This is a genomic window from Mesorhizobium sp. BR1-1-6, from assembly GCF_020165355.1.
Classification (GTDB): Bacteria; Pseudomonadota; Alphaproteobacteria; order Rhizobiales; family Rhizobiaceae; genus Mesorhizobium.
The window spans coordinates 25,427-50,277 of record NZ_JAIUHZ010000013.1 but is presented as its reverse complement, the minus strand read 5'-3'; the positions used below and the strand labels follow the sequence as shown (position 1 = coordinate 50,277).

At 64.0% G+C, this 24,851-nt stretch carries 23 protein-coding genes; 19 read left to right on the top strand and 4 right to left on the bottom strand.

The window, feature by feature from the left end; all coding sequences use genetic code 11:
• Positions 1–47: 47 nt before the first annotated feature.
• The 8 genes from LB545_RS21795 to LB545_RS21760 all read left to right on the top strand — a co-directional run bounded on the left by LB545_RS21795 (position 48) and on the right by LB545_RS21760 (position 7,999).
• Positions 48–1,286, top strand: coding sequence for an ABC transporter substrate-binding protein (locus LB545_RS21795; RefSeq protein ID WP_140513777.1), 1,239 nt, complete (start codon positions 48–50; stop codon positions 1,284–1,286).
• Between the two features lie 99 nt (positions 1,287–1,385).
• Entirely contained in the window at positions 1,386–2,279 is an 894-nt protein-coding gene (locus LB545_RS21790; RefSeq protein ID WP_140558367.1) for a carbohydrate ABC transporter permease, read from the top strand.
• Positions 2,272–3,207 carry a carbohydrate ABC transporter permease gene (locus tag LB545_RS21785; RefSeq protein ID WP_140513776.1) on the top strand — a complete coding sequence of 312 codons (936 nt, stop codon included), beginning with the start codon at positions 2,272–2,274 and terminating at the stop codon, positions 3,205–3,207. Before LB545_RS21790 ends, LB545_RS21785 begins: the two co-directional genes overlap by 8 nt.
• 5 nt (positions 3,208–3,212) lie before the next feature.
• Positions 3,213–4,307 (top strand): ABC transporter ATP-binding protein, encoded by a 1,095-nt coding sequence (locus LB545_RS21780; protein ID WP_140500461.1) that lies wholly within the window; start codon positions 3,213–3,215, stop codon positions 4,305–4,307.
• Positions 4,308–4,346: 39 nt separating this feature from the next.
• Positions 4,347–5,093 carry a sugar phosphate isomerase/epimerase family protein gene (locus LB545_RS21775; RefSeq protein WP_140500279.1) on the top strand — a complete coding sequence of 249 codons (747 nt, stop codon included), beginning with the start codon at positions 4,347–4,349 and terminating at the stop codon, positions 5,091–5,093.
• Positions 5,094–5,104: 11 nt separating this feature from the next.
• A complete protein-coding gene (locus LB545_RS21770; protein ID WP_140558368.1) occupies positions 5,105–6,247 on the top strand; it encodes a Gfo/Idh/MocA family protein in 1,143 nt (380 codons plus the stop codon).
• A gap of 134 nt (positions 6,248–6,381) precedes the next feature.
• Positions 6,382–7,428 carry an L-glyceraldehyde 3-phosphate reductase gene (mgrA, locus tag LB545_RS21765; protein WP_140558370.1) on the top strand — a complete coding sequence of 349 codons (1,047 nt, stop codon included), beginning with the start codon at positions 6,382–6,384 and terminating at the stop codon, positions 7,426–7,428.
• A gap of 166 nt (positions 7,429–7,594) precedes the next feature.
• Positions 7,595–7,999 carry a Fur family transcriptional regulator gene (locus LB545_RS21760; RefSeq protein WP_140500273.1) on the top strand — a complete coding sequence of 135 codons (405 nt, stop codon included), beginning with the start codon at positions 7,595–7,597 and terminating at the stop codon, positions 7,997–7,999.
• Positions 8,000–8,043: 44 nt separating this feature from the next.
• On the opposite strand, the gene polA is transcribed toward LB545_RS21760, so the two are convergent.
• Positions 8,044–10,995: a DNA polymerase I gene (gene polA / locus LB545_RS21755; RefSeq protein ID WP_224705858.1), complete on the bottom strand. Its 2,952-nt coding sequence runs from the start codon at positions 10,993–10,995 to the stop codon at positions 8,044–8,046.
• A gap of 474 nt (positions 10,996–11,469) precedes the next feature.
• On the opposite strand from polA, the gene LB545_RS21750 reads away from it, so the two are divergent.
• The 7 genes from LB545_RS21750 to LB545_RS21720 all read left to right on the top strand — a co-directional run bounded on the left by LB545_RS21750 (position 11,470) and on the right by LB545_RS21720 (position 17,647).
• Entirely contained in the window at positions 11,470–12,852 is a 1,383-nt protein-coding gene (locus LB545_RS21750; RefSeq protein ID WP_140513772.1) for a M20/M25/M40 family metallo-hydrolase, read from the top strand.
• 148 nt (positions 12,853–13,000) lie between these two features.
• The gene (locus LB545_RS21745) at positions 13,001–13,621 is read left to right on the top strand and encodes a ribonuclease D (protein WP_140500266.1); all 621 of its coding nucleotides are present in this window, start codon (positions 13,001–13,003) and stop codon (positions 13,619–13,621) included.
• A gap of 83 nt (positions 13,622–13,704) precedes the next feature.
• Positions 13,705–13,908 (top strand): hypothetical protein, encoded by a 204-nt coding sequence (locus LB545_RS21740; protein WP_140522542.1) that lies wholly within the window; start codon positions 13,705–13,707, stop codon positions 13,906–13,908.
• Positions 13,909–14,018: 110 nt separating this feature from the next.
• Positions 14,019–14,273: a GlsB/YeaQ/YmgE family stress response membrane protein gene (locus LB545_RS21735; RefSeq protein WP_140500262.1), complete on the top strand. Its 255-nt coding sequence runs from the start codon at positions 14,019–14,021 to the stop codon at positions 14,271–14,273.
• Positions 14,274–14,296: 23 nt separating this feature from the next.
• Entirely contained in the window at positions 14,297–14,443 is a 147-nt protein-coding gene (locus LB545_RS21730) for a hypothetical protein (protein WP_140500260.1), read from the top strand.
• A gap of 136 nt (positions 14,444–14,579) precedes the next feature.
• On the top strand, positions 14,580–16,844 hold the full coding sequence (locus tag LB545_RS21725) for a transglycosylase domain-containing protein (RefSeq protein ID WP_140522540.1): 2,265 nt from the start codon (positions 14,580–14,582) through the stop codon (positions 16,842–16,844).
• Between the two features lie 50 nt (positions 16,845–16,894).
• Positions 16,895–17,647, top strand: coding sequence for an SDR family NAD(P)-dependent oxidoreductase (locus tag LB545_RS21720; RefSeq protein ID WP_140500256.1), 753 nt, complete (start codon positions 16,895–16,897; stop codon positions 17,645–17,647).
• A gap of 27 nt (positions 17,648–17,674) precedes the next feature.
• Here LB545_RS21720 and LB545_RS21715 read toward each other — a convergent pair whose 3' ends face one another.
• A complete protein-coding gene (locus LB545_RS21715) occupies positions 17,675–18,595 on the bottom strand; it encodes a zinc-binding dehydrogenase (protein WP_140566069.1) in 921 nt (306 codons plus the stop codon).
• A 143-nt stretch (positions 18,596–18,738) separates the two neighbouring features.
• Between LB545_RS21715 and LB545_RS21710 the strand changes: the two genes are divergently transcribed.
• On the top strand, positions 18,739–19,548 hold the full coding sequence (locus LB545_RS21710; RefSeq protein ID WP_140558379.1) for an AraC family transcriptional regulator: 810 nt from the start codon (positions 18,739–18,741) through the stop codon (positions 19,546–19,548).
• A 90-nt stretch (positions 19,549–19,638) separates the two neighbouring features.
• Complete coding sequence (locus LB545_RS21705; RefSeq protein ID WP_140500250.1) at positions 19,639–20,076, top strand: VOC family protein; 438 nt, start codon at positions 19,639–19,641, stop codon at positions 20,074–20,076.
• 102 nt (positions 20,077–20,178) lie between these two features.
• On the opposite strand, the gene LB545_RS21700 is transcribed toward LB545_RS21705, so the two are convergent.
• Both LB545_RS21700 and LB545_RS21695 read right to left on the bottom strand, forming a co-directional pair.
• Complete coding sequence (locus LB545_RS21700) at positions 20,179–21,981, bottom strand: cation:proton antiporter (RefSeq protein WP_140500248.1); 1,803 nt, start codon at positions 21,979–21,981, stop codon at positions 20,179–20,181.
• Between the two features lie 215 nt (positions 21,982–22,196).
• Positions 22,197–22,646, bottom strand: coding sequence for a host attachment protein (locus LB545_RS21695; RefSeq protein ID WP_140500246.1), 450 nt, complete (start codon positions 22,644–22,646; stop codon positions 22,197–22,199).
• A 432-nt stretch (positions 22,647–23,078) separates the two neighbouring features.
• Here LB545_RS21695 and cysG point away from each other — a divergent pair, with 432 nt between their 5' ends.
• Positions 23,079–24,524, top strand: coding sequence for a siroheme synthase CysG (cysG, locus tag LB545_RS21690; RefSeq protein WP_140500244.1), 1,446 nt, complete (start codon positions 23,079–23,081; stop codon positions 24,522–24,524).
• Positions 24,521–24,814 carry a DUF2849 domain-containing protein gene (locus tag LB545_RS21685; RefSeq protein WP_140500242.1) on the top strand — a complete coding sequence of 98 codons (294 nt, stop codon included), beginning with the start codon at positions 24,521–24,523 and terminating at the stop codon, positions 24,812–24,814. The genes cysG and LB545_RS21685 overlap by 4 nt, the downstream gene beginning before the upstream one ends.
• Positions 24,815–24,851 lie beyond the last annotated feature (37 nt).

The window sequence follows — 24,851 nt, the reverse complement described above, 5'->3', positions numbered from 1 at the left end:
GCCGTATCGAAAATCTGTAACGTTTCAGATTCTGGGAGGAAACCGAAATGCGATACAAATTCCTGACCGCCGCGCTTGCGGCGACGGTGGCGTTGAATTTTGCCGGGCCGGCGGCCGCAACCGATCTGGAAGTCACCCATTGGTGGACATCCGGCGGCGAGGCCGCGGCGGTCGCCGAACTCGCCAAGGCCTTCGACGCAACCGGCAACCACTGGGTCGACGGCGCCATCGCCGGGTCCGGCGGCACGGCGCGGCCGATCATGATCAGCCGCATCACCGGCGGCGACCCGATGGGCGCCACCCAGTTCAATCACGGCCGGCAGGCGGAAGAGCTGGTGCAGGCAGGCCTGATGCGCGACCTCACCGATGTCGCCACCAAGGGCAAGTGGACCGAGGTCGTGCGGCCGAAGAGCCTGCTCGACGGTTGTACCATCGACGGCAAGATCTATTGCGTGCCGGTCAATATTCACTCCTGGCAGTGGCTGTGGCTGTCGAACGCGGCCTTCGAGAAGGCGGGCGTGCCGGTGCCGAAGAACTGGAACGAATATGTCGCCGCCGCCCCGGCGCTGGAAAAGGCCGGCATCGTCCCGCTCGCGGTCGGCGGGCAGGCCTGGCAGGCATCGGGCGCATTCGACGTGCTGCTCGCCGCAGTGGGCGGCACGGACACCTTCCTCAAGGTCTACAAGGACAAGGATGCGACGTTCGCCGCCGGTCCCGAAGTCGCCAAGGTCTTCAAGGCGGCCGACGATGCGCGCAAGATGGCCAAGAACACCAATGTGCAGGACTGGAACCAGGCGACCAACATGGTCATCACCGGCAAGGCCGGCGGCCAGATCATGGGCGACTGGGCGCAGGGCGAATTCCAGGTCGCCGGCAAGACCGCCGGCAAGGACTATACCTGCCTTCCCGGGCTTGGCCTGAACGAGGTCATCGCCACCGGCGGCGACGCCTTCTACTTCCCGCTGCTCAAGGACGCCGACAAGTCCAAGGCGCAGGAAGTGCTGGCCGAGACCTTGCTCGATCCCAAGACCCAGGTCGCCTTCAATCTCAAGAAAGGCTCGCTGCCGGTGCGCGGCGACGTCGACCTCAACGCTGCCAATGATTGCATGAAGAAGGGGCTCGACATCCTGGCCAAGGGCGCTGTCATGCCCTGGACGGACCAACTGCTCTCGCAGGACAGCCAGAAGCAGAAGGAGGACCTGTTCTCGGAGTTCTTCGCCAAGCCCGACATGACGCTTGAAGAGGCGCAGAAGCGCTTCGCCGACATCATCGCCTCGGCCGATTGACCGCCGACGAGCCGTCTCGCTCCCGATCCGGCCACCGCAGGGCCGGGAGCGAGACGTGCCGACCTTGCCGCCCTTACCCGATCCAGCATGGCTGCACCGATGAGCAAGAGCGAACGCCCGAGCCAACTCTTCCGCAATCTCAACGCGAAGGTCGCCTCGATCCCGATGATCCTCACCGCGCTGGTGGTGTTTGTCGGCGGCACGGCCTGGACGGTGCTTTATTCCTTCACCAATTCGAAGCTTCTGCCGCGGCTGCATTTCGTCGGGCTCGACCAGTACTACCGGCTGTGGGCGACGCCGCGCTGGCTCGTCTCGATCGAGAATCTCTTGATCTACGGCGTGCTGTCGCTCGTCTTCTCGCTGGTAATCGGCTTCCTGCTCGCCGCCCTGCTCGACCAGAAGATCCGTTTCGAGGACACGTTCCGCACCATCTTTCTCTATCCCTTCGCGCTTTCCTTCATCGTCACCGGCCTCGTCTGGCAATGGCTGCTCAATCCCGATTTCGGCGTTCAAGGAGTGGTTCGCGACCTCGGCTGGACAAGCTTCAATTTCGATCCGCTCTACAATTCGAGCATCGTCATCTACGGCATATTGATCGCCGCGCTGTGGCAAGGCACCGGGCTGATCATGTGCCTGATGCTGGCCGGCCTGCGCGGCATCGACGAGGACATCTGGAAGGCCGCGCGGGTGGACGGCATCTCCACCTGGAAGACCTATCTCTTCATCATCATCCCGATGATGCGGCCGGTCTTCATAACCACGCTGGTGATCATCGCGTCGGGCATCGTCAAAGTCTACGACCTCGTCGTAGCGCAGACCAGCGGCGGTCCCGGCATTTCCTCTGAAGTGCCAGCCAAATATGTCTACGACTACATGTTCTTCGCCCAGAACCTCGGCCAGGGTTTTGCCGCCTCGACCATGATGCTCCTGTCGGTGATGATCGTCATCGTGCCGTGGGCCTATCTCGAATTCGGAGGCCGCAAGCGTGTCTGATCATGCCGTCTCCCTGGCCGCATCCCAAGCCGCCATCCGCGCCGATGCCTCGGGACCGAGCGGACCGAAGCCCCGGCACATGCTGTCGCGCCGCAACATCTTCCTGTACGGCACGCTCATCGTGGTGGCGCTCTATTACCTGCTGCCGCTCTATGTGATGGTTGTCACCTCGCTCAAGGGCATGCCGGAAATTCGTCTCGGCAACATCTTCTCGCCGCCGGTCGAGATCACGTTCGAGCCGTGGGTCAAGGCATGGTCGCAGGCCTGCACCGGTCTCAACTGCGACGGTCTCTCTCGCGGCTTCTGGAACTCGGTGCGCATCACCGTCCCCTCGGTGATCCTGTCGATCGCAATCGCCTCGGTGAACGGCTACGCGCTGGCCAATTGGCGCTTCAAGGGCGCCGACACGTTCTTCGTCATCCTGATCGTCGGGGCCTTTATCCCCTATCAGGTGATGATCTATCCGATCGTCATCATCCTGCGCGAGATCGGCCTCTATGGCAGCCTGAGCGGCCTGGTGATCGTGCATTCCATTTTCGGCATGCCAATCCTGACGCTCTTGTTCCGCAACTATTTCACCTCCATGCCGGAGGAACTGTTCAGGGCTGCGCGCGTCGACGGCGCCGGCTTCTGGGGCATTTATCTGCGCATCATGTTGCCGATGTCGCTGCCGATCTTCGTCGTCGCCGTCATCCTGCAGGTGACCGGCATCTGGAACGACTTCCTGTTCGGCGTCGTCTATACGCGCCCCGACACCTATCCGATGACGGTGCAGCTCAACAACATCGTCAACTCGGTGCAGGGGGTGAAGGAATACAATGTCAACATGGCCGCCACCATCCTGACCGGGCTGGTGCCGCTGGTCGTCTACTTCATTTCCGGCAAATTGTTCGTGCGCGGCATTGCCGCCGGCGCGGTGAAAGGGTGATGTCGATGGCGGCAAACGGCACCAGCGTTTCGATCCAGGACCTGTCGCTGAACTTCGGCTTGGTCTCGGTGCTGCAGACGCTCAACCTCGACGTCGCCGAGGGCGAGTTCATAGTGCTGCTCGGACCCTCGGGTTGCGGCAAGTCGACCTTGCTCAACTGCATCGCCGGACTGCTCGACATTTCGGACGGCCGCATCTTCATCAAGGGCAAGAACGTCACCTGGGAAGAGCCCAAGGACCGCGGCATCGGCATGGTGTTCCAGTCCTACGCACTCTATCCGCAGATGACGGTGGAGAAGAACTTATCCTTCGGGCTGCGCGTCGCTGGCGTGCCCAAGGACGAGATCGCGAAGCGCATAGCGCGCGCCGCCGAGATCCTGCAGATCGAGCCGCTGTTGCAGCGCAAGCCCGCAGCGCTCTCCGGCGGCCAGCGCCAACGCGTGGCGATCGGGCGCGCGCTGGTGCGCGACGTCGACGTGTTCCTGTTCGACGAGCCGCTGTCGAACCTGGACGCCAAGCTGCGCTCCGAACTGCGCGTCGAGATCAAGCTTTTGCACCGCAAATTGCAGAACACCATGATCTACGTCACGCATGACCAGATCGAGGCGATGACGCTGGCCGACCGTATCGCGGTCATGCGCGGCGGCGTCATCCAACAACTCGACGCGCCGCAGACCATCTATAACAAACCGGTCAACCGCTTCGTCGCCGGCTTCCTCGGTTCGCCGGCGATGAACTTCATTGACGGCAGGCTCGAGAAAGACGCTGGCAACTGGTTTTTCGTGGCCGACAATCTCAAGGTTCCACTCGGCACCTATCATTTCGACAAGCAACCGGAAGCCGGCCCTGCCGTGTTCGGCATCAGGCCCGAGCATGTCAGCCTGAACAGCGGCACGGGCTGGCCATTCTCGACGGCGGCCAATGTCGAGGTGGTCGAACCGATGGGGTCCGACACGCTGGTGTGGCTGAAGCTTGCAAAGCAGAATTTCAGCGTCCGGGTCACCTCGGAACGGACGCCCAAGAACGATGAGGCGGTGACGGTGGGCTTCGACCCGATGCGCGCCTCGCTCTTCGATGCCCAAACCGGCAGCCGCATCTAAAGCCCGATAACCATCCCCCAAGCAGAACGGACAAAGACGATGAACTGGTCATTCCAACTTTACAGCGCGCGCAATTTCCAGCCCTGGGAAGGCGTGCTCGAGATGCTCGGCAAGCTCGGCTACACAGAGGTTGAAGGCTTCGGCGGCGTCTATGACGATCCCAAGGCCTTCCGCGCTCAACTCGACAAAAACGGCCTTGCCATGCCGACCGGGCATTTCTCCATCGATGCGCTGGAGAAGGATTTCGACGGCGTGCGCAGGATAGCTGAAGCGCTCGGCATCAAGCTTTTGATCTGCCCCTTTCTCATGCCTGAGTCCAGGCCTTCGGACGCTGCCGGCTGGCGCGGCTTCGGCGAGCGCCTGGCCAAGGTCGGCGAGACGGCGAAGAAGGGCGGCTACGGCTTTGCCTGGCACAATCATGATTTCGAGTTCAAAAAACTCGCCGACGGCTCGCTGCCACAGGATCACATCCTGGCTTCAGCGCCCGACATCGGCTGGGAGATGGATGTCGCCTGGGTGGTGCGCGGCGGCGCCGATCCGCTGCCCTGGATCGAAAGGCACGGCAAGCGCATCGTTGCCGTTCACGTCAAGGACATGGCAAGGCCGGGCGAGGGGCTGGACGAGGACGGCTGGTCGGATGTCGGCCACGGCACGATCGACTGGGCCGGCCTGATCGAGGCGCTGCGGGCCAAGAGCGCGGCCAAATATTTCATCATGGAACAGGACAATCCCAATGACATCGAGCGCTTCGCCCGCCGTTCGATCGCAACCGTAACGGCCTATTAGGAACAAGCATCATGGCAAACAAACTTGGCGTCGGCGTCATCGGCTGCGGCAACATCTCGAAGGCATATTTCTCGCTGGCGCCGCTGTTTCGCGGCATCAAGATGCGGGCTTGCGCCGATATCAACATGGACGCCGCGAAAGCGCGGGCGAAGGAGTTCAAGCTGCGCGCCGAGACGGTCGAGGACCTGCTCAAGGCCGACGACATCGACATCATCGTCAACCTGACCATTCCGGCCGTGCACTACGAAGTGTCGAAACAGGTGCTCGACGCGGGCAAGCATGTCTATTCGGAAAAGCCCTTCGTGCTTTCGGTCAAGGAGGGGCTCGACTTGAAGAAGCGGGCGGAGAAGAAGGGACTTCGCATCGGCTCGGCACCCGACACCTTCTTCGGCGGCGCGCATCAGTTGGTGCGCAACCTGATCGATACCGGCAAGCTCGGCAGGATCACCAGCGGCACTTGCCATGTCATGGGGCACGGCATGGAGCACTGGCACCCCAATCCGGACTTCTTCTTCCAGCCGGGCGCCGGCCCCGTGCTCGACATCGGGCCGTATTACATCACCAATCTGATCCAGCTGATCGGACCGGTGAAGCAGGTGGCGGCCTTCGCCACAACCCCGGCCAAGGAACGCACGATCAGTTCGAAGCCGCGCGCGGGCGAAAGGATCCCGGTCAACACGCCGACCACCATCCACGGCCTGCTGGAGTTCGAGAACGGAGCCGTGATCACGCTCAACACCAGCTGGGACGTCTGGAGCCACGGCCATGCGCCGATGGAGCTCTATGGCGAGATGGGGAGCGTGTTCGTGCCGGATCCGAACTTCTTCGGCGGCGACGTGCGCTTCACCGAAGCGGCCAAGCCGGTCAAGAAGCTGCCGAGATGGCAGCATCCGTTCGGCGTGCCCAACGAGATGCATTCGCAGGGCATGATGGCCAATTATCGCACCGCCGGCCTCGCCGACATGGCGATTGCGATCTCCGAGGGCAGGCCGCACCGCTGCTCGATGGAGCTGGCGCTGCACGCCGTCGACGTCATGACGGGAATCCTGCGCTCGGGCGAAACCGGCAAGTTCGTCGCCATGCAGACCACCTGCGAACGTCCAGCCGCGCTCGGCATCAAGGAAGCCAAGGCGCTGATGGCGAAGAAGAGCTAGATCGCGGATTATCGATAATTTTGATGAACCCTCTCCCCGTTTTCGCGGGGAGAGGGTAAGGGTTGGGGCGCAGGGCCTGCGCGTCGCGTTCGCGATGACAGTGCCCAGTCCATCCAGCTTCGAGGATTTTCCCCATGCCCTATGTCGCCGCCGAAAACCGCTATGAAAAAATGGTCCATAACCGCTGCGGGCGGTCCGGCCTGAAGCTGCCGGCGATCTCGCTGGGGCTGTGGCACAATTTCGGCAACGACACGCCGCACAGGACCAAGCAGGCGATCGCGCGCAAGGCCTTCGACCTCGGCATCACGCATTTCGACCTCGCCAACAATTACGGGCCGCCGCCCGGCTCGGCCGAGATTGCCTTCGGTGAGATACTGCGCACCGACTTCGCCGCCTACCGCGACGAACTCATCATCTCGACCAAGGCCGGCTACGAGATGTGGGCGGGGCCCTACGGCCAATGGGGCGGACGCAAATATTTGCTGGCCAGCCTCGACCAGAGCCTGAAGCGGATGGGGCTCGACTATGTCGACATCTTCTATTCGCACCGCTTCGATCCGGATACGCCGCTGGAGGAGACGATGGGCGCGCTCGACCATGCGGTGCGCGCGGGCAAGGCGCTCTATGTCGGCATCTCATCCTACAATTCGCAGCGCACGCGCGAGGCGGCCGATATACTGAAGCGGCTCGGCACGCCTTGCGTAATCCATCAGCCGAGTTATTCGATGCTGAACCGCTGGGTCGAGGACGATGGCCTGCTCGATACGCTTGATGGGCTGGGCGTCGGCTCGATCGTGTTCTCGCCGCTGGCACAGGGCATGCTGACCGACAAATATCTCGGCGGCATCCCCGAGGGCAGCCGTGCCTCCCAGGGCAAGTCGCTGCGGCCGGCCTTCATCAACGACAACACCATCGCCAACATACAGGCGTTGAACGCGATCGCGGGCCGCCGTGGCCAGACGCTGGCGCAGATGGCGCTGGCGTGGGTGCTGCGCAAGGGCAAGGTGACATCGGCGCTGATCGGCGCCAGCCGGCCGGAGCAGGTGGAGGACTGTGTCGGCGCGCTGGAGGCGCCCGACTTCAGCGACGCCGAGCTTGCCGAGATCGACAATTATGCGCGCGAGTCCGACATCAATCTGTGGGCAGCCTCGGCCGAGCGCAACGGCCCGCCGAGGAAGTAGGCATCGGAGCCGGCAAACGACAACGGTGGGAGCCCTCCCGCCGTTGTCGTTTGCGGAATGCCGCGCTAGCGCGTTTCAACAGAGGAGTAGCAAAGACAGCGGTTCGTCGCTATCTGAATGGGACGGGCCGTTTGTATGTGACACAAGGCAGGTCGGAAACAGGATCATGGCGGCAAGGGATGTGCTGACGAAGAACCAGCTGTGCGTGCTCGAGAAACTCGAGGCCGCCAGCGGGCCGCTCAGCGCCTACACCTTGCTTGACCAGCTCCGCGAGCGGGGTTTCCGCGCGCCCCTGCAGGTCTACCGCGCGCTCGACACGCTGGTGAAGTCCGGCTTCGTGCATCGGCTGGAAAGCCTCAATTCCTTCGTCGCCTGCGTCGAACCGCACGATCACAGCCATTCCATGACCGCTTTCGCCATCTGCGACACATGTGGCCAGGTGAGCGAAATGTCCGACCATGATGTCGGTCACCGGCTGGACGAATGGGTGCGCTCCACCGGCTTTGCCGCCAAGAAGGCGGTGATCGAGTTCCGCGGGACATGTGCCAAGTGCCGGGCGCAAGCTGCCTAATCTAAGGTGTGTCGATATTCAGGTGATGCCGGCCTGGCGCTAGACTAGTGCGCCTCGTCCCAATTGTTCGCCGCTCGAGCGTCCACATGCAGCGGCACCGACATCGACACGGCCGGCATGGCCGCGTTCTCCATGACATGGCGCACGACGGGGATCGTCGCCTCCACTTCCGCCTCGATCGTCTCGAAGATCAGCTCGTCATGCACCTGCAAGAGCATGCGGGCCGAAAGCCTGGCCTTCTCCAGCGCCTCGTCCATGCGCACCATGGCGCGGCGGATGATGTCGGCGGCGGTGCCTTGCAGGCGCGCGTTGATCGAGGCGCGCTCGTTGAAGGCGCGGATCGAGGGATTGGAAGACCGGATCTCGGGGTAGTGGATGCGGCGGCCGAAGATGGTTTCGACGAAACCGTGCTCGCGGGCATAGGCCTTGGTCTCTTCGATATAGTCGCGGATGCCGGGGAAGCGCTCGAAATATTTCTTGATGTAGTTGCTGGCTTCCTCGCGCGGGATCGACAGCTGGTTGGCAAGGCCGAAAGCCGAGATGCCGTAGATGATGCCGAAGTTGATCGCCTTGGCGCGGCGGCGCACTTCCGAAGGCATGCCTTCCACGGGCACGTTGAACATTTCCGAGGCGGTGATGGCGTGGATGTCGGCGCCGTCGGCGAAGGCCTGCCGCAATTGCGGGATCTCGGCGACATGGGCGAGCACGCGCAATTCGATCTGGCTGTAGTCGGCCGAAACCAGGCGGTTGCCCTTGTCGGCGATGAAGGCCGTTCTGATCCTGCGGCCTTCGGCGGTGCGCACCGGGATGTTCTGCAGGTTCGGGTCGGAGGATGACAGGCGCCCCGTCGTCGTCGCGGCGAGCGCGTAAGAGGTGTGGACCCGCTTGGTGTCCGGGTTGACGAAGCCGGGCAGCGCATCGGTGTAGGTCGATTTCAGCTTGGTCAGCTGGCGCCAGTCGACGATCTTGCGCGGCAGTTCGTGGCCTTCGGCGGCGAGGTCTTCCAGAAGCTGCGCCGAGGTCGACCATTGGCCGGTCTTGGTCTTGGAGCCGCCGGGCAGACCCATGCGGCCGAACAGGATATCGCCGAGCTGCTTGGGCGAGCCGATGTTGATGCGCTCGCCGACGAGCTGGTAGATTTCTTCCTCGAGCCGGGCTGCGCCCTGGGCCAGTTCGCCCGACAGCCGCGACAGGATCTGCCGGTCGACCGAGATGCCGCGCTGTTCCATGCGCGCCAGCACCGGCACCAGCGGCCGTTCCAGCCGCTCATAGACCGACACCAGGCCCTTGGCGGCGAGCCGCGGCTTCAGCACCAGCCAGAGCCTGAGCGTCACATCGGCGTCCTCGGCCGCGTGGGCGGTCGCCTTGTCGACGTCGACCTGGTCGAAGCCGACGGAATTTTTCCCGGAGCCGGTCACGTCCTTGAGCTGAAGCGGACTATGGCCCAGCCATTTCTCGGCAAGCGCGTCCATGCCGTGGCCATGCGAGGTGCCGGCATCGAGCACGTAGGAGATCAGCATGGTGTCGTCGAAGGGGCCTACGTCGATACCGTAGCGGCTCATGATGACGAGATCGTATTTCAGGTTCTGCGCGATCTTGAGGACAGACTTGTCCTCGAGCAGCGGTTTCAGCACGGCCAGCGCCTCGCGCAGCGGGATCTGGTTGTCGATCGGACCACCGCCGAGCAGGTCGCCATTTCCGCTCCTGTGGGCGAACGGCACATAGGCGGCGCGACCTGGCGCCGTCGCCAGCGACAAGCCGATCAGTTCGGCCTGCATCGGATCGGGCGACGTCGCGCGGGCATCGAAGGCGACGATGCCGGTCTCCAGCGCCTCGGCGACCCAGGCCTTCAGGTTGGCGACGTCGCGGATGCACTGATAGGCCGAAATGTCGATCTTGCGGGCGGTGGCGGCCTCCAGGCGAAGCGCCGACAGAAGCGAGGGGGTGTTGCCCTCCTTGGTGCCGCCGGCTGCGGCCAGGGCCGTCTCGCCGTCCTGCTTCGCCTCGGCGCTGGGCGCGACCAGCGCGCCGGCGCCGACATCCGGCCCATGCGCGGAGTCGGCGCGTTCGACCGTCACAGCGATCGCCTGGACGTCGCTTGCCTCGGTTCCCGTCGTTTCCGCCACGCGGCGGGTCAGCGAAGAGAATTCCATGGTCTTGAGGAAGCCGATCAGCTTCGGCCCGTCCGGCGCGTGCAGGACGAACTCGTCCAGCCCCTCGGCCACCGGCACATCGTTCTTCAACGCCACCAGCTGGCGCGAGATGCGCGCCTTGTCGGCATTGGCGATGATGGATTCGCGTCGTTTCTCCTGCTTGATCTCGCCGGCGCGCTCAAGCAGTCCGTCGAGGTCGCCGAACTGTTCGAGCAGTTGCGCCGCGGTCTTCGGCCCGATACCCGGCACGCCGGGAACATTGTCGACGGAATCGCCGGTCAATGCCTGCAGGTCGATCATCTTCTCCGGCGGCACGCCCCATTTCTCGATGACCTCGGGAATGCCGATCTGGCGATCCTTCATCGGATCGTACATGCTCACCGTCGGGCCGACCAACTGCATCAGGTCCTTGTCGGAGGAGATGATGGTGGTGTCGCCGCCGGCCTCGCAGGCCAGACGGCAATAGGTGGCGATGAGGTCGTCGGCCTCGAACCCTTCCATCTCGAGGCAGGGCAGGTTGAACGCCCTGGTCGCCTGGCGGATGAGGCCGAATTGCGGGATCAGGTCTTCCGGCGGCGCCGAACGGTTGGCCTTGTATTCGGGATAGAGGTCGTTGCGGAACGTCTTCGACGAATAGTCGAAAATGACGGCGAAATGCGTCGGCACGATGCCGACATCGGTGTTGCGGGCATCCTGCATCAGCTTCCAAAGCATGTTGCAGAAGCCGGACACGGCGCCGACCGGCAGGCCGTCGGACTTGCGGGTCAGCGGCGGCAGCGCATGATAGGCACGGAAGATGTAGCCGGAGCCGTCGACAAGAAAGAGATGATCGCCTTTTTTCATGCCGGCAGGGATAGCGCGGCGCGGCGGCTTGGTCCATGCCAAAGGCAGCGCTTCCAGCAACACCCTGACAGGCAGGCGACAGGTTGGTTGGAAAGAGGTGAAATCGGCATTATTTTCGTCCGCGGGACTGCCTGGCTCCGTCCGTCCAACGGCCGCTCACGGCCATGTTACAAAAGTGTAATATTCGTGCCCTTGAATCGCCACGTTCGAGGACACAGATAAATGGCATCGGCAATTTTCGCCGACGTCCGGAGCAAGGCCCGTCCCCCGCCTATCCCGGACACCTGCGGCAGCCTATCCCCCCTCTCCGGGCTGCCGCATCGTTTCGAGTAGAAGGGCCGCCGTGGTTCCCCCTCCACCACGGCGGTCTTTTTTGTTCGAATACGCGCTTGGAGCCCGTGGTCCAATGGTCCCGGGCTTTTCGTTTGTCCGCTCTGCCTTTAGGGTTCCGGCACTGAATCGAAAGGCTCATCAATGTCAATTTCCCCCGTTCTCGACCGTCTCGACAAGAATCTCGACCAGAGCCTGGAGCGCCTGTTCGGCCTGCTCCGGATCAGGTCGATCTCCACCGATCCGGCCTATGCCGCCGATTGCCGCAAGGCGGCCGAATGGCTGGTGGAAGAACTCAAGGTGATCGGCTTCGACGCCAGCGTCCGCGACACGCCCGGCCACCCGATGGTGGTTGCGCATCATGATGGGCCGGCCGGTTCACCGCATGTGCTGTTCTATGGCCACTATGACGTACAGCCGGTCGATCCGATCGAGCTTTGGGAAAACGACCCGTTCGCGCCGGCGGTCAAGGAGATCGAGCCCGGCCACAAGGTGATCACCGGGCGCGGCTCGGCCGACGACAAGGGTCAGTTGATGACCTTCGTCGAGGCTTGCCGGGCCTGGAAGCAGGTGCATGGCAATCTGCCGTGCCGCATTACTATCCTGTTCGAGGGGGAGGAGGAGTCGGGCTCGCCGTCGCTGAAGCCCTTCCTCGAAGCCAATGCCGATGAACTCAAGGCCGATTTCGCGCTGGTCTGCGATACCAGCATGTGGGACCGCGACACGCCGTCGATCTGCGTGGGGCTGCGCGGGCTGGTTGGCGAGGAGATCATCGTGAAGGCCGCCGACCGCGACCTGCATTCGGGTCTCTATGGCGGCGCCGCTGCCAACCCGATCCGCATCCTGGCAAAGGTGCTGGCCGACATTCACGACAAGGACGGCCATATCACCATCCCGGGCTTCTATGACGGCGTCGAGGAAACGCCGTCGCAGATCCTGAAATCATGGGAAACGCTGGGCGAAACGGCCGAGACGTTCCTTGGCCCCGTCGGCCTGTCGATTCCGTCGGGCGAAAAGGGCCGCTCGCTGCTGGAACTCACCTGGGCACGGCCGACGGCGGAGTTCAACGGCATCACCGGCGGCTATACCGGCAAGGGCTTCAAGACGGTGATTGCGGCGCAGGCCTCGGCGAAAGTATCTTTCCGCCTCGTCCACAAGCAGGATCCCAGGAAGATCCGCGCCGCCTTCCAGCAATTCGTCAGGGAGCGCATTCCGGCCGACTGTTCGGTGGAGTTCCACCCGCATGGTGGCTCGCCGGCGATCCAGCTTTCCTACGACTCGCCGTTCCTGGCCAAGGCCAAGACGGCGCTGTCGGACGAATGGCCGAAGCCGGCGGTGACGATCGGCAGCGGCGGCTCGATCCCCGTGGTCGGCGATTTCCAGACCTATCTCGGCATGGAATCGCTGCTGGTCGGTTTCGGCCTCGACGACGACCGCATCCACTCGCCGAACGAAAAGTATGAGTTGAGTTCGTTCCACAAGGGCCAGCGCTCCTGGGCACGCATTCTGGACGCGCTGACGCGCTGAGCCGGGAACTCACGAAAGGCGGGAAAATCAAGTTTATGTTGATTTTTCCACCGATCACGGCAAGGACGGGTTGCCAGCGCAACGTGCTGGAGCGCGCGCGTCCGCTCGATGGATGCGCGATGCCGAAAGCGCGACCCCGGAGAAGACGATGAGCGATATCCGTTTCCACAAAAACGATCTGCCCGACCTGTCCCGCTACAATGTCGGGGCGGTTGCCATCGATACGGAAACGCTGGGACTGAACCCGCATCGCGACCGGTTGTGCGTGGTGCAGATTTCACCCGGCGACGGCAGCGCCGACGTCATCCAGATCGCGCCGGGCCAAAAGGAAGCGCCGAACCTCGTCAAGCTTTTGGGAAACCACAGCGTGACCAAGCTGTTCCACTATGGGCGCTTCGACCTTGCCGTGCTCTACCATGCATTCGGTGTGATGCCCGAGCCGGTATTCTGCACCAAGATCGCCTCGCGGCTGACCCGCACCTACACCGACCGGCATGGGCTCAAAGACATCTGCTTCGAGCTTCTGGGCGTCGGCCTGTCCAAGGCGCAGCAATCGTCGGACTGGGCGGCCGAAACGCTGTCGCCCGAACAACTCGAATACGCCGCATCCGACGTGCTCTATCTGCACCGGCTGCGCGACGTGCTGGCGGCGCGGCTGGCGCGCGAGGATCGCACGAAAGAGGCCGACGCCTGTTTCCGCTTCCTGCCGACACGCGCCAAGCTTGACCTCATGGGCTGGGACGAAGAGGATATTTTCGCTCATAGCTGACGGCGTCGCGGCGCTGCCGCCGATGTTCCGTCCGGGACCAGATGCCGGCCGTCGTGTTCCGTCGGCTCGAAAAGAGGGATGACATGACGGACAGGAAGCCCATATCGACCGCGCCCACCGACGGTTCCAAGGTCACCGTGACCTGGAAGGACGGCGACGGCGTGCTCAACGAATCCATCGCGCAATACCGGGACGGCGGCTGGTGGGTCTACATCGACAGCGATACGCAGAAGAAGGTCGAGCCGACGAGCTGGCGGCCCGCCGCGAGCGACGACGGCGACCAATGAGCAGGCCGCTGGCGAGGCCGGCCGCTTTCGCATAGCCTGAAGCCGTTGATATCGAGGCCGATTCGGGGCTTTCCGCTCCGCGCTCGCCTCTTGCTCGGAGGGAAATCGCCATGGGCGTCGAAAGCCTGCTCGTCTTCATCATCATCGGTGCCATCGCCGGCTGGCTCGCCGGTCTCATCGTCTCCGGTTTCGGCTTCGGCCTGATCGGCAACATCATCGTCGGCATCATCGGCGCGTTCATCGCGGGCTGGCTGTTCCCGCGGATCGGCTTGTCCATCGGCGGCGGCATCCTCGCCTCGATCATCCACGCCACGATCGGCGCCATCATCCTGTTGATCCTGGTCAGGGTCCTGAAGCGAGCCTGAGGCCGGGCACCGAGGAGCGCGCCATGAAACAGAATACGCTTTATCTCGTCATTGGCGCGCTCGTCGTCGTGGTCATCGCGCTCGGCGTCTACGTCTACCGCGAACAGACCAAGCCGAAAGGCGTGGAGCTCAAGATCGACGACAAGGGCATCTCGATCCAGCAGAACTGAACGGAGCCCGGGCTTGCCGGCTCCGCATTGCTCCCCACGCCTGACTATCGCTGCCTGCCGGATTTAACCCGCCTTTAAACCGCCGCATCTACTCTGCAACCCGACGCCATAGGCATCGGGATATCAAGCGCAGCGCATGGCGAACCGCAGAGACAGCCGCATCGAACCCAGTTTCGAGGGACCGCCACAAGCGAGATCCCAGACAGGTCTTTCGGTGAGCGAGGAGGATCGCGTCGTGCCCAGCAACCGCAAAGCCTCCGCCAAACGCAAACCGCCGAAGGCAAAATCGTCGCGTGCCAGGCGCGACCGAAGCCGGCGCGGCCTGTTCGGCGTGCTCGGCCGGCTGGTCTACTGGTGCTTCGTGCTGGCCATCTGGGGCGGCATCGCGGTGGCCGGAGTCGTCGTCTACTACGGCGCCAAGATGCCGGCGGCCACGACCTGGTCGATCCCCGATCGCGCGCCCAATATCAAGATCGTCTCCGCCGACGGCCAACTGCTCGCCAATCGCGGCATGAGCGGCGGCGAGGCGGTCGGCCTGCACGAAATGTCGCCCTACATCCCCGAGGCGGTCATCGCCATCGAGGACCGCCGCTTCTATTCGCATTTCGGCGTCGACCCGATCGGCCTGTCGCGCGCCATGGTCGCCAATCTCGCCGGCGGGCATTTCTCGCAAGGCGGTTCGACGCTGACGCAGCAACTGGCCAAGAACCTGTTCCTGACGCCGGACCGGACGTTGGAGCGCAAGGTGCAGGAGGTGCTGCTGGCGCTGTGGCTGGAGCACAAGCACACCAAGGACCAGATCCTCGAAATGTACCTCAACCGGGTCTATTTCGGCTCGGGCGCCTATGGCGTCGAAGCGGCCTCGCGCCGTTATTTCGGCAAGAGCGCGCGCGATGTCACCTTGTCGGAGGCGGCGCTGCTTGCCGGTCTCCTGAAGGCGCCGTCGCGACTGTCGCCGGCGCGCGATCCCAAGGCCGCCGAGGACCGCGCGCAGCTGGTGCTCGCCGCTATGCGCGACGAAGGCAAGATCAGCGCCAAGGAACTGACCACGGCGATGAGCGCGCCGGCGACGCGCGCGCCGTCCTACTGGACAGGCTCGGAAAACTACGTCGCCGACACCATCATGGAAGAGCTGCCCGATCTGATCGGCGACGTGCGCGGCGACATCGTCATCGATTCCACCGTCGACCTGAACCTGCAGAAGCTCGCGGAACAATCGATCCGCCGGCTGATCGATGAAAGCGGCAAGAAGCTCAACGTCACCCAGGGCGCGCTGGTGTCGATCGACGATTCGGGCGCGGTGCGTGCCATGGTCGGCGGCTACGATTATTCGACCAGCCAGTTCGACCGCGCCTCGGAAGCGCGCCGGCAGCCCGGTTCGGCGTTCAAGCCGTTCGTCTACATGGCCGCCCTCGAGGCCGGCCGCACGCCCGACAGCGTGCGCAACGATGCGCCGATCAAGATCGGCAAATGGACACCCGACAATTACGGCGGCAAGTATTTCGGGAAGGTGACGCTGGCAACCGCCTTGGCGAAGTCGCTGAACTCGGTGGCGGCCCAGCTGACCATGGAAGTGGGGCCGGACGCAGTGGTCGAGGCGGCGCATCGCATGGGCATCCAGTCCGATCTGCAGGCCAACACCTCGATCGCGCTAGGCACGTCGGAAGTGACGCCGCTGGAGCTGACCTCGGCCTATGTGCCTTTCGCCAATGGCGGCTACAAGCCGGACATCCATTTCATCCGCCGCGTGACATCAGCCGAGGGCAAGGTGCTGTACGACGCCGGCAGCGGCAGCGCGCCGCGCGTGGTGAAGCCCGAGATCGTCGGCATGATGAACTCGATGATGACCGGGACGGTGGAGATCGGCACGGCCAGGAAGGCGGCCTTCACCTGGCCGTCGGCCGGCAAGACCGGCACCAGCCAGAATTCGCGCGACGCCTGGTTCGTCGGCTACACCGCCAATCTCACCACCGGCGTATGGTTCGGCAATGACGACGGCAGCCCGATGAAGAAGGTCACCGGCGGCGCGCTGCCGGCGCAGGCCTGGCACGAGTTCATGGTCGCCGCGCATGAGGGCGTGCCCGTGCGGCCGCTGCCTGGTACCTGGAAATCGACGCCGGCCGATAGGATCGTGCCGGACGAAATCCCGTCGGCCGATGCGACACAGCCGGCTCCGAAGCCGCAAGCGCCTGTCGGCCAGTCGGCGCCCGCTGCCGTCGCGGCGCAGCCAGCGCCGGTTCGCGCGCCCCGCCCGGCCCAGACGGTCGACGCCGACGGTTTCGATATGCCGGGCGACTCCGGAACCACCGCCTCGGTCGGACATCCGGTGCCGCCGGGCAGTGTCGGCGGTCCGCTCAAGAAGCGGCAGACGTCGATCCTCGACATTCTCGGCGGAGGCTAGCGGCAACTCGCCTCTCGCCAGCGCCACACCGTTCGGCTACACCTCCCGACATGGCAGAGATCGACACCAGGAAGACCATTGTGCTGACCGGCGCCAGCCGTGGCATCGGCCATGCCACGGTCAAGCGTTTCTCGCGCGAGGGCTGGCGCGTCATCACCTGCTCGCGCCAGGCGTTTGCCGAGGATTGCCCGTGGCCGGCCGGGCCCGAGGACCACATCAAGGTCGATCTCGCCGACCAGGAGGATGTCGGCATCGCCGTCTCCGAAATCCGCCACCGGCTCGAGGCGCATGGCGGGCAGCTGCACGCGCTGGTCAACAACGCCGGCATTTCGCCAAAGCTCAAGGACGGCAACAGCCGCATGAACTCCATCGACACGCCGATGCATGTCTGGCGCGACGTGTTCCAGGTCAATTTCTTCGCGCCGATCATGCTGGCGCGCGGGCTGTTCAAGGAACTGGCATCGGCGAAAGGGTCGATCGTCAACGTCACCTCGATCGCCGGCACCCGGGTGCACCCCTTCGCCGGCACCGCCTATGCGACATCCAAGGCGGCGCTCGGCTCGCTGACGCGCGAGATGGCGCATGATTTCGGGCCGCACGGGATCCGCGTCAACGCCATTGCGCCGGGCGAAATCGACACCGCGATCCTGTCGCCAGGCACGGACAAGATCGTCGAGACCATTCCGCTCAGGCGGCTGGGTACCACGGCCGAGGTCGCCGACATCATCTTCTTCCTGTGCTCCGGGCAGGCGTCTTATGTGACCGGTTCGGAAATCCACATCAATGGCGGCCAGCACGTGTGAGCGGACTGATCTCAGGCTAGGGATCGTTCATCCGGTCATGGTGAGAACGGCCTTGCCGCTGAAGCTGCGCTGTCGCAGAGCGTCCAGGGCTTGGGCGATGTCGGTCCATGGCATGGTCAGGGCGACGCGGGTTTCCAGCCGGCCGGCCGCAACGAGAGCGAGTAGCGAGGCGATGTCCGAGCCAATGCCCGCGCCAGACGTGTAGTAGGCGAAAGTCTGAAGCCTCGCCCCCTCGTGACCCGGAACGAACTGGCGGAACCCAATTGGCGTGAGTTCGCCACTGCTTGAGCCGAACATGACGATCGTCCCGCCAGGAGCGACGCGTTCGATCGCGTGGGCGAGGCTTTGGCCACCGACCGATTCGGTAATCAGCGAAAACGGCCCCACGGCCAGTTCGATCGACTCGACGACTTGCCCGGCACCCAGGCGGCGGAGATCCTCGCCATGCCGGGAGGCCGCGACCGCGGTCACGCTCGCGCCCTGTTCGCGCGCGATCTGGATCTGGAAACGGCCGACCGCTCCACTTGCGCCGGTGATCAGGACCCGTTGGCCGGCAAGGTCGCCGCCATGGCGCAAAGTCCTGAGCGCGGTGGTGCCCGCGACCGGAAGCGTGGCCGCGGAAACGAAGCTGACCTCATCCGGCAGGACGGCGAGGCGGTCGGTCGAAACCGCGACGCGTTCGGCCCAGCCGGCCTGGTCGACCAAGGCCGCGACGCGGGCGCCCACGGCTGGCCCGGAGCCGTCGGCCGCTGGCCGTTCGACGATCCCGACGATGTCCTGGCCGGGTATCCAGCCGTCCGGGCGTATGGTGAGCAGGCGCAATTCGCCGCGATTCAACGAGGTTGTGTGGACCGAGACAAGCGCCTCGTTTGCGAGAGGCCGTGGGTCCTCGACCTCGGCAAGCGTCAGTCCGGCGGGGCTGTCGGAAGATATGGCTAGGGCGAGCATGAGACGTACCTTCCTGCTGGTTTGTGGATGCAAAGCGCGGTGGCGTCCTGATCAACCGGGTGCATGGGCAAGCTGGAACCTATCGACTTCCCAGCTTGAAGAATTTAGCTATCGTGGCGTTTAATCGCTAAAAGCCGTCAATCATGAGACAACCTCTTCGTTACCCATGGCTCGATTTCAATGTGGATGACGTCCTCGCACCGGCAATCGCCGTGCGCGTCGACGTTACCGAAACCAGGGCCGAAGTCCCCTCCCATCGGCATCGCAAAGGCCAACTCGTCTTCGCGCTCGGCGGTGGCGTCACATGCCGCGTCCCGAGCGGCCTGTGGATGGTGCCGCCGCATTGCGGGGTGTGGATTCCCGGCGACATGGAGCACAGCAATATCGCGACCGCCAACGCCCGGATCTTCTTCGTCTACATCGAGCCGGGAGCCGCCGAATTGCCGGACCGGTGCTGCACCCTTTCGGTCTCGCCGCTGCTGCGCGAACTGATCATCGAACTGTCCGATGGCGTGGGGGATGATGAGGCGAGGGATGCGCTTTTGATCAGGATGCTGCTTGCTGAGCTGCCGCGCATGCCTGTCCAGCGGCTGCATCTGCCGATCTCATCCGAGCCGCGATTGAGGCGGATCGCCGAAGCGTTGGCGCAGGATCCCGCCGACCGCAGCACATTGTCGGAATGGGCCAGCCGGGTTGCGCTCAGCGAGAGCAGTCTCGCCCGTCTCGTCGTGAAGGAGACTGGCTTAAGCTTCGGACGCTGGCGCCAGCAGTTGCATCTGATCGTCGCAATTCGAGAACTTGCCTCCGGTGCGAGCGTGCAGCAGGTCTCCGGCGATCTCGGCTATGATTCCGTCACCGCCTTCATCACCATGTTCAAAAAGGCGCTTGGCAAGCCGCCGGCAAAATACCTCGGCAGCGTCGCGCAAAATGGCGGCTCTGCCTTCGTGGCGTGATCAACCTGGCTGCAGGCGGAGCACCTCGAGCATCCATTGTTAGACCAGGCGACGCCTTGTAGATTCGAACGACACCTTGGAGATGGAAACATGGCGCTCAAGCGGATGGACAACGTAGGAATCGTCGTCGAAGACCTCGGAGAGGCGGTTGATTTCTTTCGCGAACTCGGCCTCGAGCTTGAAGGACGGGCCACGATCGAAGGAGAATGGGCCGGACGTGTCACCGGACTGGGCGATCAGCATGTCGAGATTGCCATGATGCGCACACCGGACGGCCATAGCCGGCTCGAGCTCTCCCGCTTCCTCAGGCCGCCTGTCGTCGCAGATCACCGGAACGCCCCGGTCAACGCCCTAGGGTACCTGCGCGTCATGTTCACCGTGGATGACATCGACGAGACGCTTGAAAGGCTCCGCACGCGCGGCGCGCAGCTCGTAGGCGAAGTAGTCCAGTATAAAGACGTGTATCGGCTCTGCTACATCCGTGGGCCTGAGGGGTTGCTCATCGGACTCGCCCAAGAACTCGGTTAAGCGCAATACGAAGAAATGGCAGGAGTGGCCGATGTCAGCGGGCGCGTCCAAGGCCGCCCCACCTGTTCGAGGTCCAGCCCTCCACGGTCGGCCGCGTTCTCGCTAAGCACGGACTAGTTCCGTGTAGGCGGACGGTTCAGCCGCCCGCGGCTTGTGACCAAGCACCTCTTCCACGATGCCGCGCGCGATCTCGCGTTCGCCCATGATCACCGTATCGGCGCCGAGCCCCTTGAGATGCTCGACCTCGGCATCGGAATGGGCGCGGGCGACGACATTGATGGCGGGATTGGCGGCGCGCGCACGCAGCACGATCTGACCGGCCTCGAAGGCATTGGGGATGGCCAGGATCAGCCGTTTTGCGCCTTCGGGATTGGCGGCTGCAAACACTTCGGCATTGGCGGCGTTGCCGGCCACGGTCTCGATGCCCTCGGCCCTGAGCTTCACCAGTGTCTTGTCGGCATCCTCGACCACCAGGAAGGGCAGGGCGGCTTCCTTCAACGCAGCGCCGACGAGACTGCCGACACGGCCGTAACCAATCAGGATAGCGTGGCCGCTGAGGGCCGTTCTTGGCGGCGGCCCATCCTCCTGCTTCGCCGCCGAGGCGACGGAAGCCACCTGGCCGGGCTCCGTCGCCGGGCCGACCGGTTTGGGCTCAACAGGCGGCGCCGTCCTGGCGGCGCGGGCCTCGAGCCATGGCTTCATCCAGTCGATGACCAGGAACATCACCGGGTTGAGCACGATCGACAGGATGGCGCCCGCCAGGATGAGGTCTCGCCCCTGTTCGGGCAGCAGTTTCAGCCCGACGCCGAGTTCGGCCAGGATGAAGGAGAACTCGCCGATCTGGGCAAGGCTCGCCGAAATCATCAGCGCCGTCGCCAGGGGATAACCGAAGGCGACGACGATGAGGAAGGCCGCCAGCGACTTGCCGACGACGATGATGGCGAGCGTTGCCAGAATCGGCAAGCCGTTGCTGAACAGGCTGAACGGGTCGAACAGCATACCGACCGAGACGAAGAACAGCACCGAGAAGGCATCGCGCAACGGCAGCGATTCCTCCGCGGCGCGGTGGCTGAGTTCGGACTCGCTCATGATCATGCCGGCGAAGAAAGCGCCCAGTGCCAGCGAGACGCCGAACAGCTTGGCCGCGCCGAAGGCGACGCCAAGCGCTATCGCCAGCACCGAAAGCCGAAACAGCTCGCGCGAGCCGGTATGGGCGACATAGTGCAGGATCCAGGGAATGACGCGGCGGCCTACCACCAGCATGACGATGACGAAGGCGGCGACCTTGGCCAGCGTGATGCCGACGACACCCCAGATGCCGTAGCTCGCGGGCAGCGACAGCAGGCCGCTCGCATGGGCATCCGCCTGCTCCTGGCCGCCAAGCACGCCGGCAAGCGCTGGCAAAAGCACCAGGGCCAGCACCATGGCCAAGTCCTCGACGATCAGCCAGCCGACGGCAATGCGGCCGCGCTCGGTCTCGATCAGGCGGCGCTCCTGCAGGGCGCGCAGCAGCACCACGGTCGAGGCCACCGACAGCGCCAGGCCGAAGACCAGTCCTGCTCCCGCAGACCAGCCGAGCATCCAGGAAAGCCCCGCGCCGAGTGCCGTGGCAAAGCCGATCTGAACGATGGCGCCGGGCACGGCAATGGCGCGGACCGACAGGAGATCCTTCAGCGAAAAATGCAGGCCGACGCCGAACATCAACAGGATGACGCCGATTTCGGCGAGCTCATTGGCAAGGCCGGCGTCAGCGACGAAACCGGGCGTGTTCGGCCCAACCAGCACGCCGGCCACGAGATAGCCGACCAGCGGCGGAATGCGGAAGCGGTTGGCGAGAGCGCCGAAGACGAAAGCGAGCCCCAGACCGGCTACGATGGTGGCGATAAGGGGAGTGTCATGCGGCATTGTCTATGGAGCGCCTTTCAAGCCAGCGATGCAGGATATGCGCCGCCCGAAGCCGCCGCCTGTTTGCAATATGGTGGATTGGGTGTCGGCCACGCAACCCCGCAAAACCGGGAATTGCCGGTGAAGCGACAAATACCTCGCCGGTGGGCAAGCAAGCCGGAATCCGAGGTCAGCCGAAATCATGCGCCGCAATGGCGGCGCTCGATAGGCAACGATCAAGCTGCCCGCAACAGAGCCTCGATCTCGAATACCGCGTGGTTGGTCAGCGTCTTGGGAATTTCCGCGCTGACCTTGTCGCTGACTTCCTTGTGCAGGATCTTGCGCATCGCGCCGAGCACGAGCGGCGGCGCGATGAGGATGATTTCGTCAAAAGAGCCTCGATGAGCCAGCTTGTAGAGCCGTTCGGCGAGTTCGTCGGCAAAGCGCTCCTTGCCGATCCGATGCCAATCCGTCTCCTCGACCGCGCTGCGGTGAACCGAGGGACCGTCATTGTAGCGACCGGGACTGTCGCTGCCTTGCTCGCGCGTTGGCGGGTTGTCCTGCCTCACTTCCTGCACCACTTCGAGGTTCGGAAATTTGGTGTCACCTGCATTTCTGAGGAAGAGCGCTTTTTCTCCGTCGGCCACCATGATCCAGATGCCGTGCTTCAACTTGATCGCGCTCATGACGCCGGGCTCCTTCCTTCGCTGCCGCCACGCTTGGCTTCACGCCGCGGCCAGGTATGATTTTGAATTGCGCATGCGGAAGGAACGCGCCTCGATCCGGTAATGTTCCAGCCAAAAAGCCAGGTCATACGGACGCTCCGTCGAGGTGGAGGCGCGCGCACGACCGCCAGGCAGCTTTAATCTACTAAATTAGTAGAATTTAGAAAAAACGGTTTTGTCATAAAGCGCGTTCGGCCCAAAAAAGAGGAGAAATCAAGGCCCGCGACAGCGGCTTGATGCCGGTCTCCGCAACAAGGTGGAATATTTTTCTCTTGGCCGCGGCCCTTTAGAAAAAGCGATTGCATCCCGGAAGGTGATGCGCGAGTGGGTTTCTTCAGCTTTTTCGCGCCCACGCGTAGAAGTGAAGACCAGATCAGGATTCCGTTCGTATCCATGCCGCAGCCCGCCCCCAAGCTCAATGCCTTCCCCGTCTTCGTACGGGTCGAGGACGAAGCCGTAACGATCGTCGGCGGCGGCGACGAAGCGTTGGCCAAGGCACGATTGCTTGGGCAGTCCAGCGCTACGCTGCGCATCGTCGCGGAGAGCGCCTCACCGGACATGCTCGGCTTCATCGCGCAGAGTGGCGCCACCCACATCGCGGCCTATGAGGCGAGCCGGCTGGAAGGCTCGGTGATGGTGTTCGCTGCCAGCGGCGATGAGGCGCTCGACCGGCGCGTTGTCCAGGATGCGCGCCGGCTCGGCATCCCCGTCAATGCGGTGGACCGGCCGGAGCTTTGCGATTTTTTCACCCCGGCGCTGGTCAATCGCGCACCGGTCGCGATCGCCATCGGCACGGAAGGCGCTGGGCCGGTGCTGGCGCAGATGCTGCGTGCCCGCATCGACCGCATGCTGTCGCCTTCGTTGGGCAGGCTGGCGGCTCTCGCCGCGTCGTTCCGGGCCGCCGCTGAAAGCCTGCCCAGGGGCAATTCGCGCCGCCGGTTCTGGAGCGAGTTCTTCGGCGGTGCGCCGGCGCGCGCCGTCGAAGCTGGCAAGCTTTCGCAGGCGCATGACGCAGCCGCCGATCTTCTGCGTTCGGCTGCATCCGCTTCAGGCCATATCGCCCTGGTTGGCGCGGGCCCCGGTGCCGAGGACCTTTTGACGCTGCGTGCGCATCGCCTGCTGATGGAGGCCGATGTCATCGTCCACGACGCGCTGGTGCCGGAGGCTGTCGTCGCCATGGGCCGACGCGACGCCGAGCGCCTGGCGGTCGGCAAGCGCAAAGGCTGTCACACCAAGAGCCAGGCCGAGATCAATGCGCTGCTGGTCGAGCTTGGCCGCGAAGGCAAGCGTGTGGTGCGGCTGAAGTCGGGCGATCCCCTGGTGTTCGGCCGGGCCGGCGAGGAGATGGCGGCGCTGCGTGATGCCGGCATCGCCTATGAGGTGGTTCCGGGCGTTACCGCTGCTTTCGCTGCCGCCGCCGATTTCGAATTGCCGCTGACGCTGCGCGGGGTTTCCTCCTCGATGGTGTTCACCACCGGTCATGATCTCAAGGGCAATTCGCTGCCCGACTGGGCCAAGCTTGCCATTTCGGGTGCCACCGTTGCTGTCTATATGGGCCGCTCGGTGGCCGCGGAGATTGCCGGCCGGCTGATCGAGGCCGGGCTTTCGCCCGATACGGCGGTAGCCGTGGTCGAGAATGCCAGCCTCGGCAATCGCCGCCGTTTCCACGGCACGCTTGCCGACCTGCCGTCGTTGGAAGCGCGCGCCGATCTCTCAGGTCCGGTCATGACCATCATCGGCGATGCGGTCGCCGGCGCCAATTTCGAACGGTCCGAACCGCTCGCGGCACACAGGCATGAAGGTGCGCCCATAGCTGCCACCGAGGGAGTTCAGCAATGAAGATACTGACCGCCAACCGGCTCGCCGACGGCATCGCCGTCTGGTACGCAGACGGCGGCTGGGCCGAGAGGGCGGACCATGCCGACCTCGCCCATGACAAGGCGGCCGAGGATCGCCTGGAAGCGATCGGTGCCAAGGCCCACGCCGACAACGAAGTCCTCGACGTCAACCTCATCGATGCCGAAATCGTGAACGGCGTTGTCGAGCCGGTGCGGTTGCGCGAGAAGATCCGCGCCGCGGGCCCGACCATTCGCAACGATCTTGGCAAGCAGGCCTCCCGGGCGGCGTAAGCCCAGACCAGAAGTGAACACGGGCGGACGCGCCCTG

Coding starts and splice junctions, on each gene's coding strand:
- mgrA (WP_140558370.1), top strand. CDS start 6,382: ATGCCCTATGTCGCCGCCGAAAACCGCTATGAAAAAATGGTCCATAAC.
- LB545_RS21750 (WP_140513772.1), top strand. CDS start 11,470: ATGTCAATTTCCCCCGTTCTCGACCGTCTCGACAAGAATCTCGACCAG.
- LB545_RS21780 (WP_140500461.1), top strand. CDS start 3,213: ATGGCGGCAAACGGCACCAGCGTTTCGATCCAGGACCTGTCGCTGAAC.
- LB545_RS21770 (WP_140558368.1), top strand. CDS start 5,105: ATGGCAAACAAACTTGGCGTCGGCGTCATCGGCTGCGGCAACATCTCG.
- LB545_RS21730 (WP_140500260.1), top strand. CDS start 14,297: ATGAAACAGAATACGCTTTATCTCGTCATTGGCGCGCTCGTCGTCGTG.
- LB545_RS21710 (WP_140558379.1), top strand. CDS start 18,739: ATGAGACAACCTCTTCGTTACCCATGGCTCGATTTCAATGTGGATGAC.
- LB545_RS21740 (WP_140522542.1), top strand. CDS start 13,705: ATGACGGACAGGAAGCCCATATCGACCGCGCCCACCGACGGTTCCAAG.
- LB545_RS21695 (WP_140500246.1), bottom strand. CDS start 22,646: ATGAGCGCGATCAAGTTGAAGCACGGCATCTGGATCATGGTGGCCGAC.
- LB545_RS21790 (WP_140558367.1), top strand. CDS start 1,386: ATGAGCAAGAGCGAACGCCCGAGCCAACTCTTCCGCAATCTCAACGCG.
- LB545_RS21715 (WP_140566069.1), bottom strand. CDS start 18,595: ATGCTCGCCCTAGCCATATCTTCCGACAGCCCCGCCGGACTGACGCTT.
- cysG (WP_140500244.1), top strand. CDS start 23,079: ATGCCGCAGCCCGCCCCCAAGCTCAATGCCTTCCCCGTCTTCGTACGG.
- LB545_RS21735 (WP_140500262.1), top strand. CDS start 14,019: ATGGGCGTCGAAAGCCTGCTCGTCTTCATCATCATCGGTGCCATCGCC.
- LB545_RS21700 (WP_140500248.1), bottom strand. CDS start 21,981: ATGCCGCATGACACTCCCCTTATCGCCACCATCGTAGCCGGTCTGGGG.
- LB545_RS21795 (WP_140513777.1), top strand. CDS start 48: ATGCGATACAAATTCCTGACCGCCGCGCTTGCGGCGACGGTGGCGTTG.
- LB545_RS21705 (WP_140500250.1), top strand. CDS start 19,639: ATGGCGCTCAAGCGGATGGACAACGTAGGAATCGTCGTCGAAGACCTC.
- LB545_RS21775 (WP_140500279.1), top strand. CDS start 4,347: ATGAACTGGTCATTCCAACTTTACAGCGCGCGCAATTTCCAGCCCTGG.
- LB545_RS21720 (WP_140500256.1), top strand. CDS start 16,895: ATGGCAGAGATCGACACCAGGAAGACCATTGTGCTGACCGGCGCCAGC.
- polA (WP_224705858.1), bottom strand. CDS start 10,995: ATGAAAAAAGGCGATCATCTCTTTCTTGTCGACGGCTCCGGCTACATC.
- LB545_RS21725 (WP_140522540.1), top strand. CDS start 14,580: ATGGCGAACCGCAGAGACAGCCGCATCGAACCCAGTTTCGAGGGACCG.
- LB545_RS21745 (WP_140500266.1), top strand. CDS start 13,001: ATGAGCGATATCCGTTTCCACAAAAACGATCTGCCCGACCTGTCCCGC.
- LB545_RS21760 (WP_140500273.1), top strand. CDS start 7,595: ATGGCGGCAAGGGATGTGCTGACGAAGAACCAGCTGTGCGTGCTCGAG.
- LB545_RS21685 (WP_140500242.1), top strand. CDS start 24,521: ATGAAGATACTGACCGCCAACCGGCTCGCCGACGGCATCGCCGTCTGG.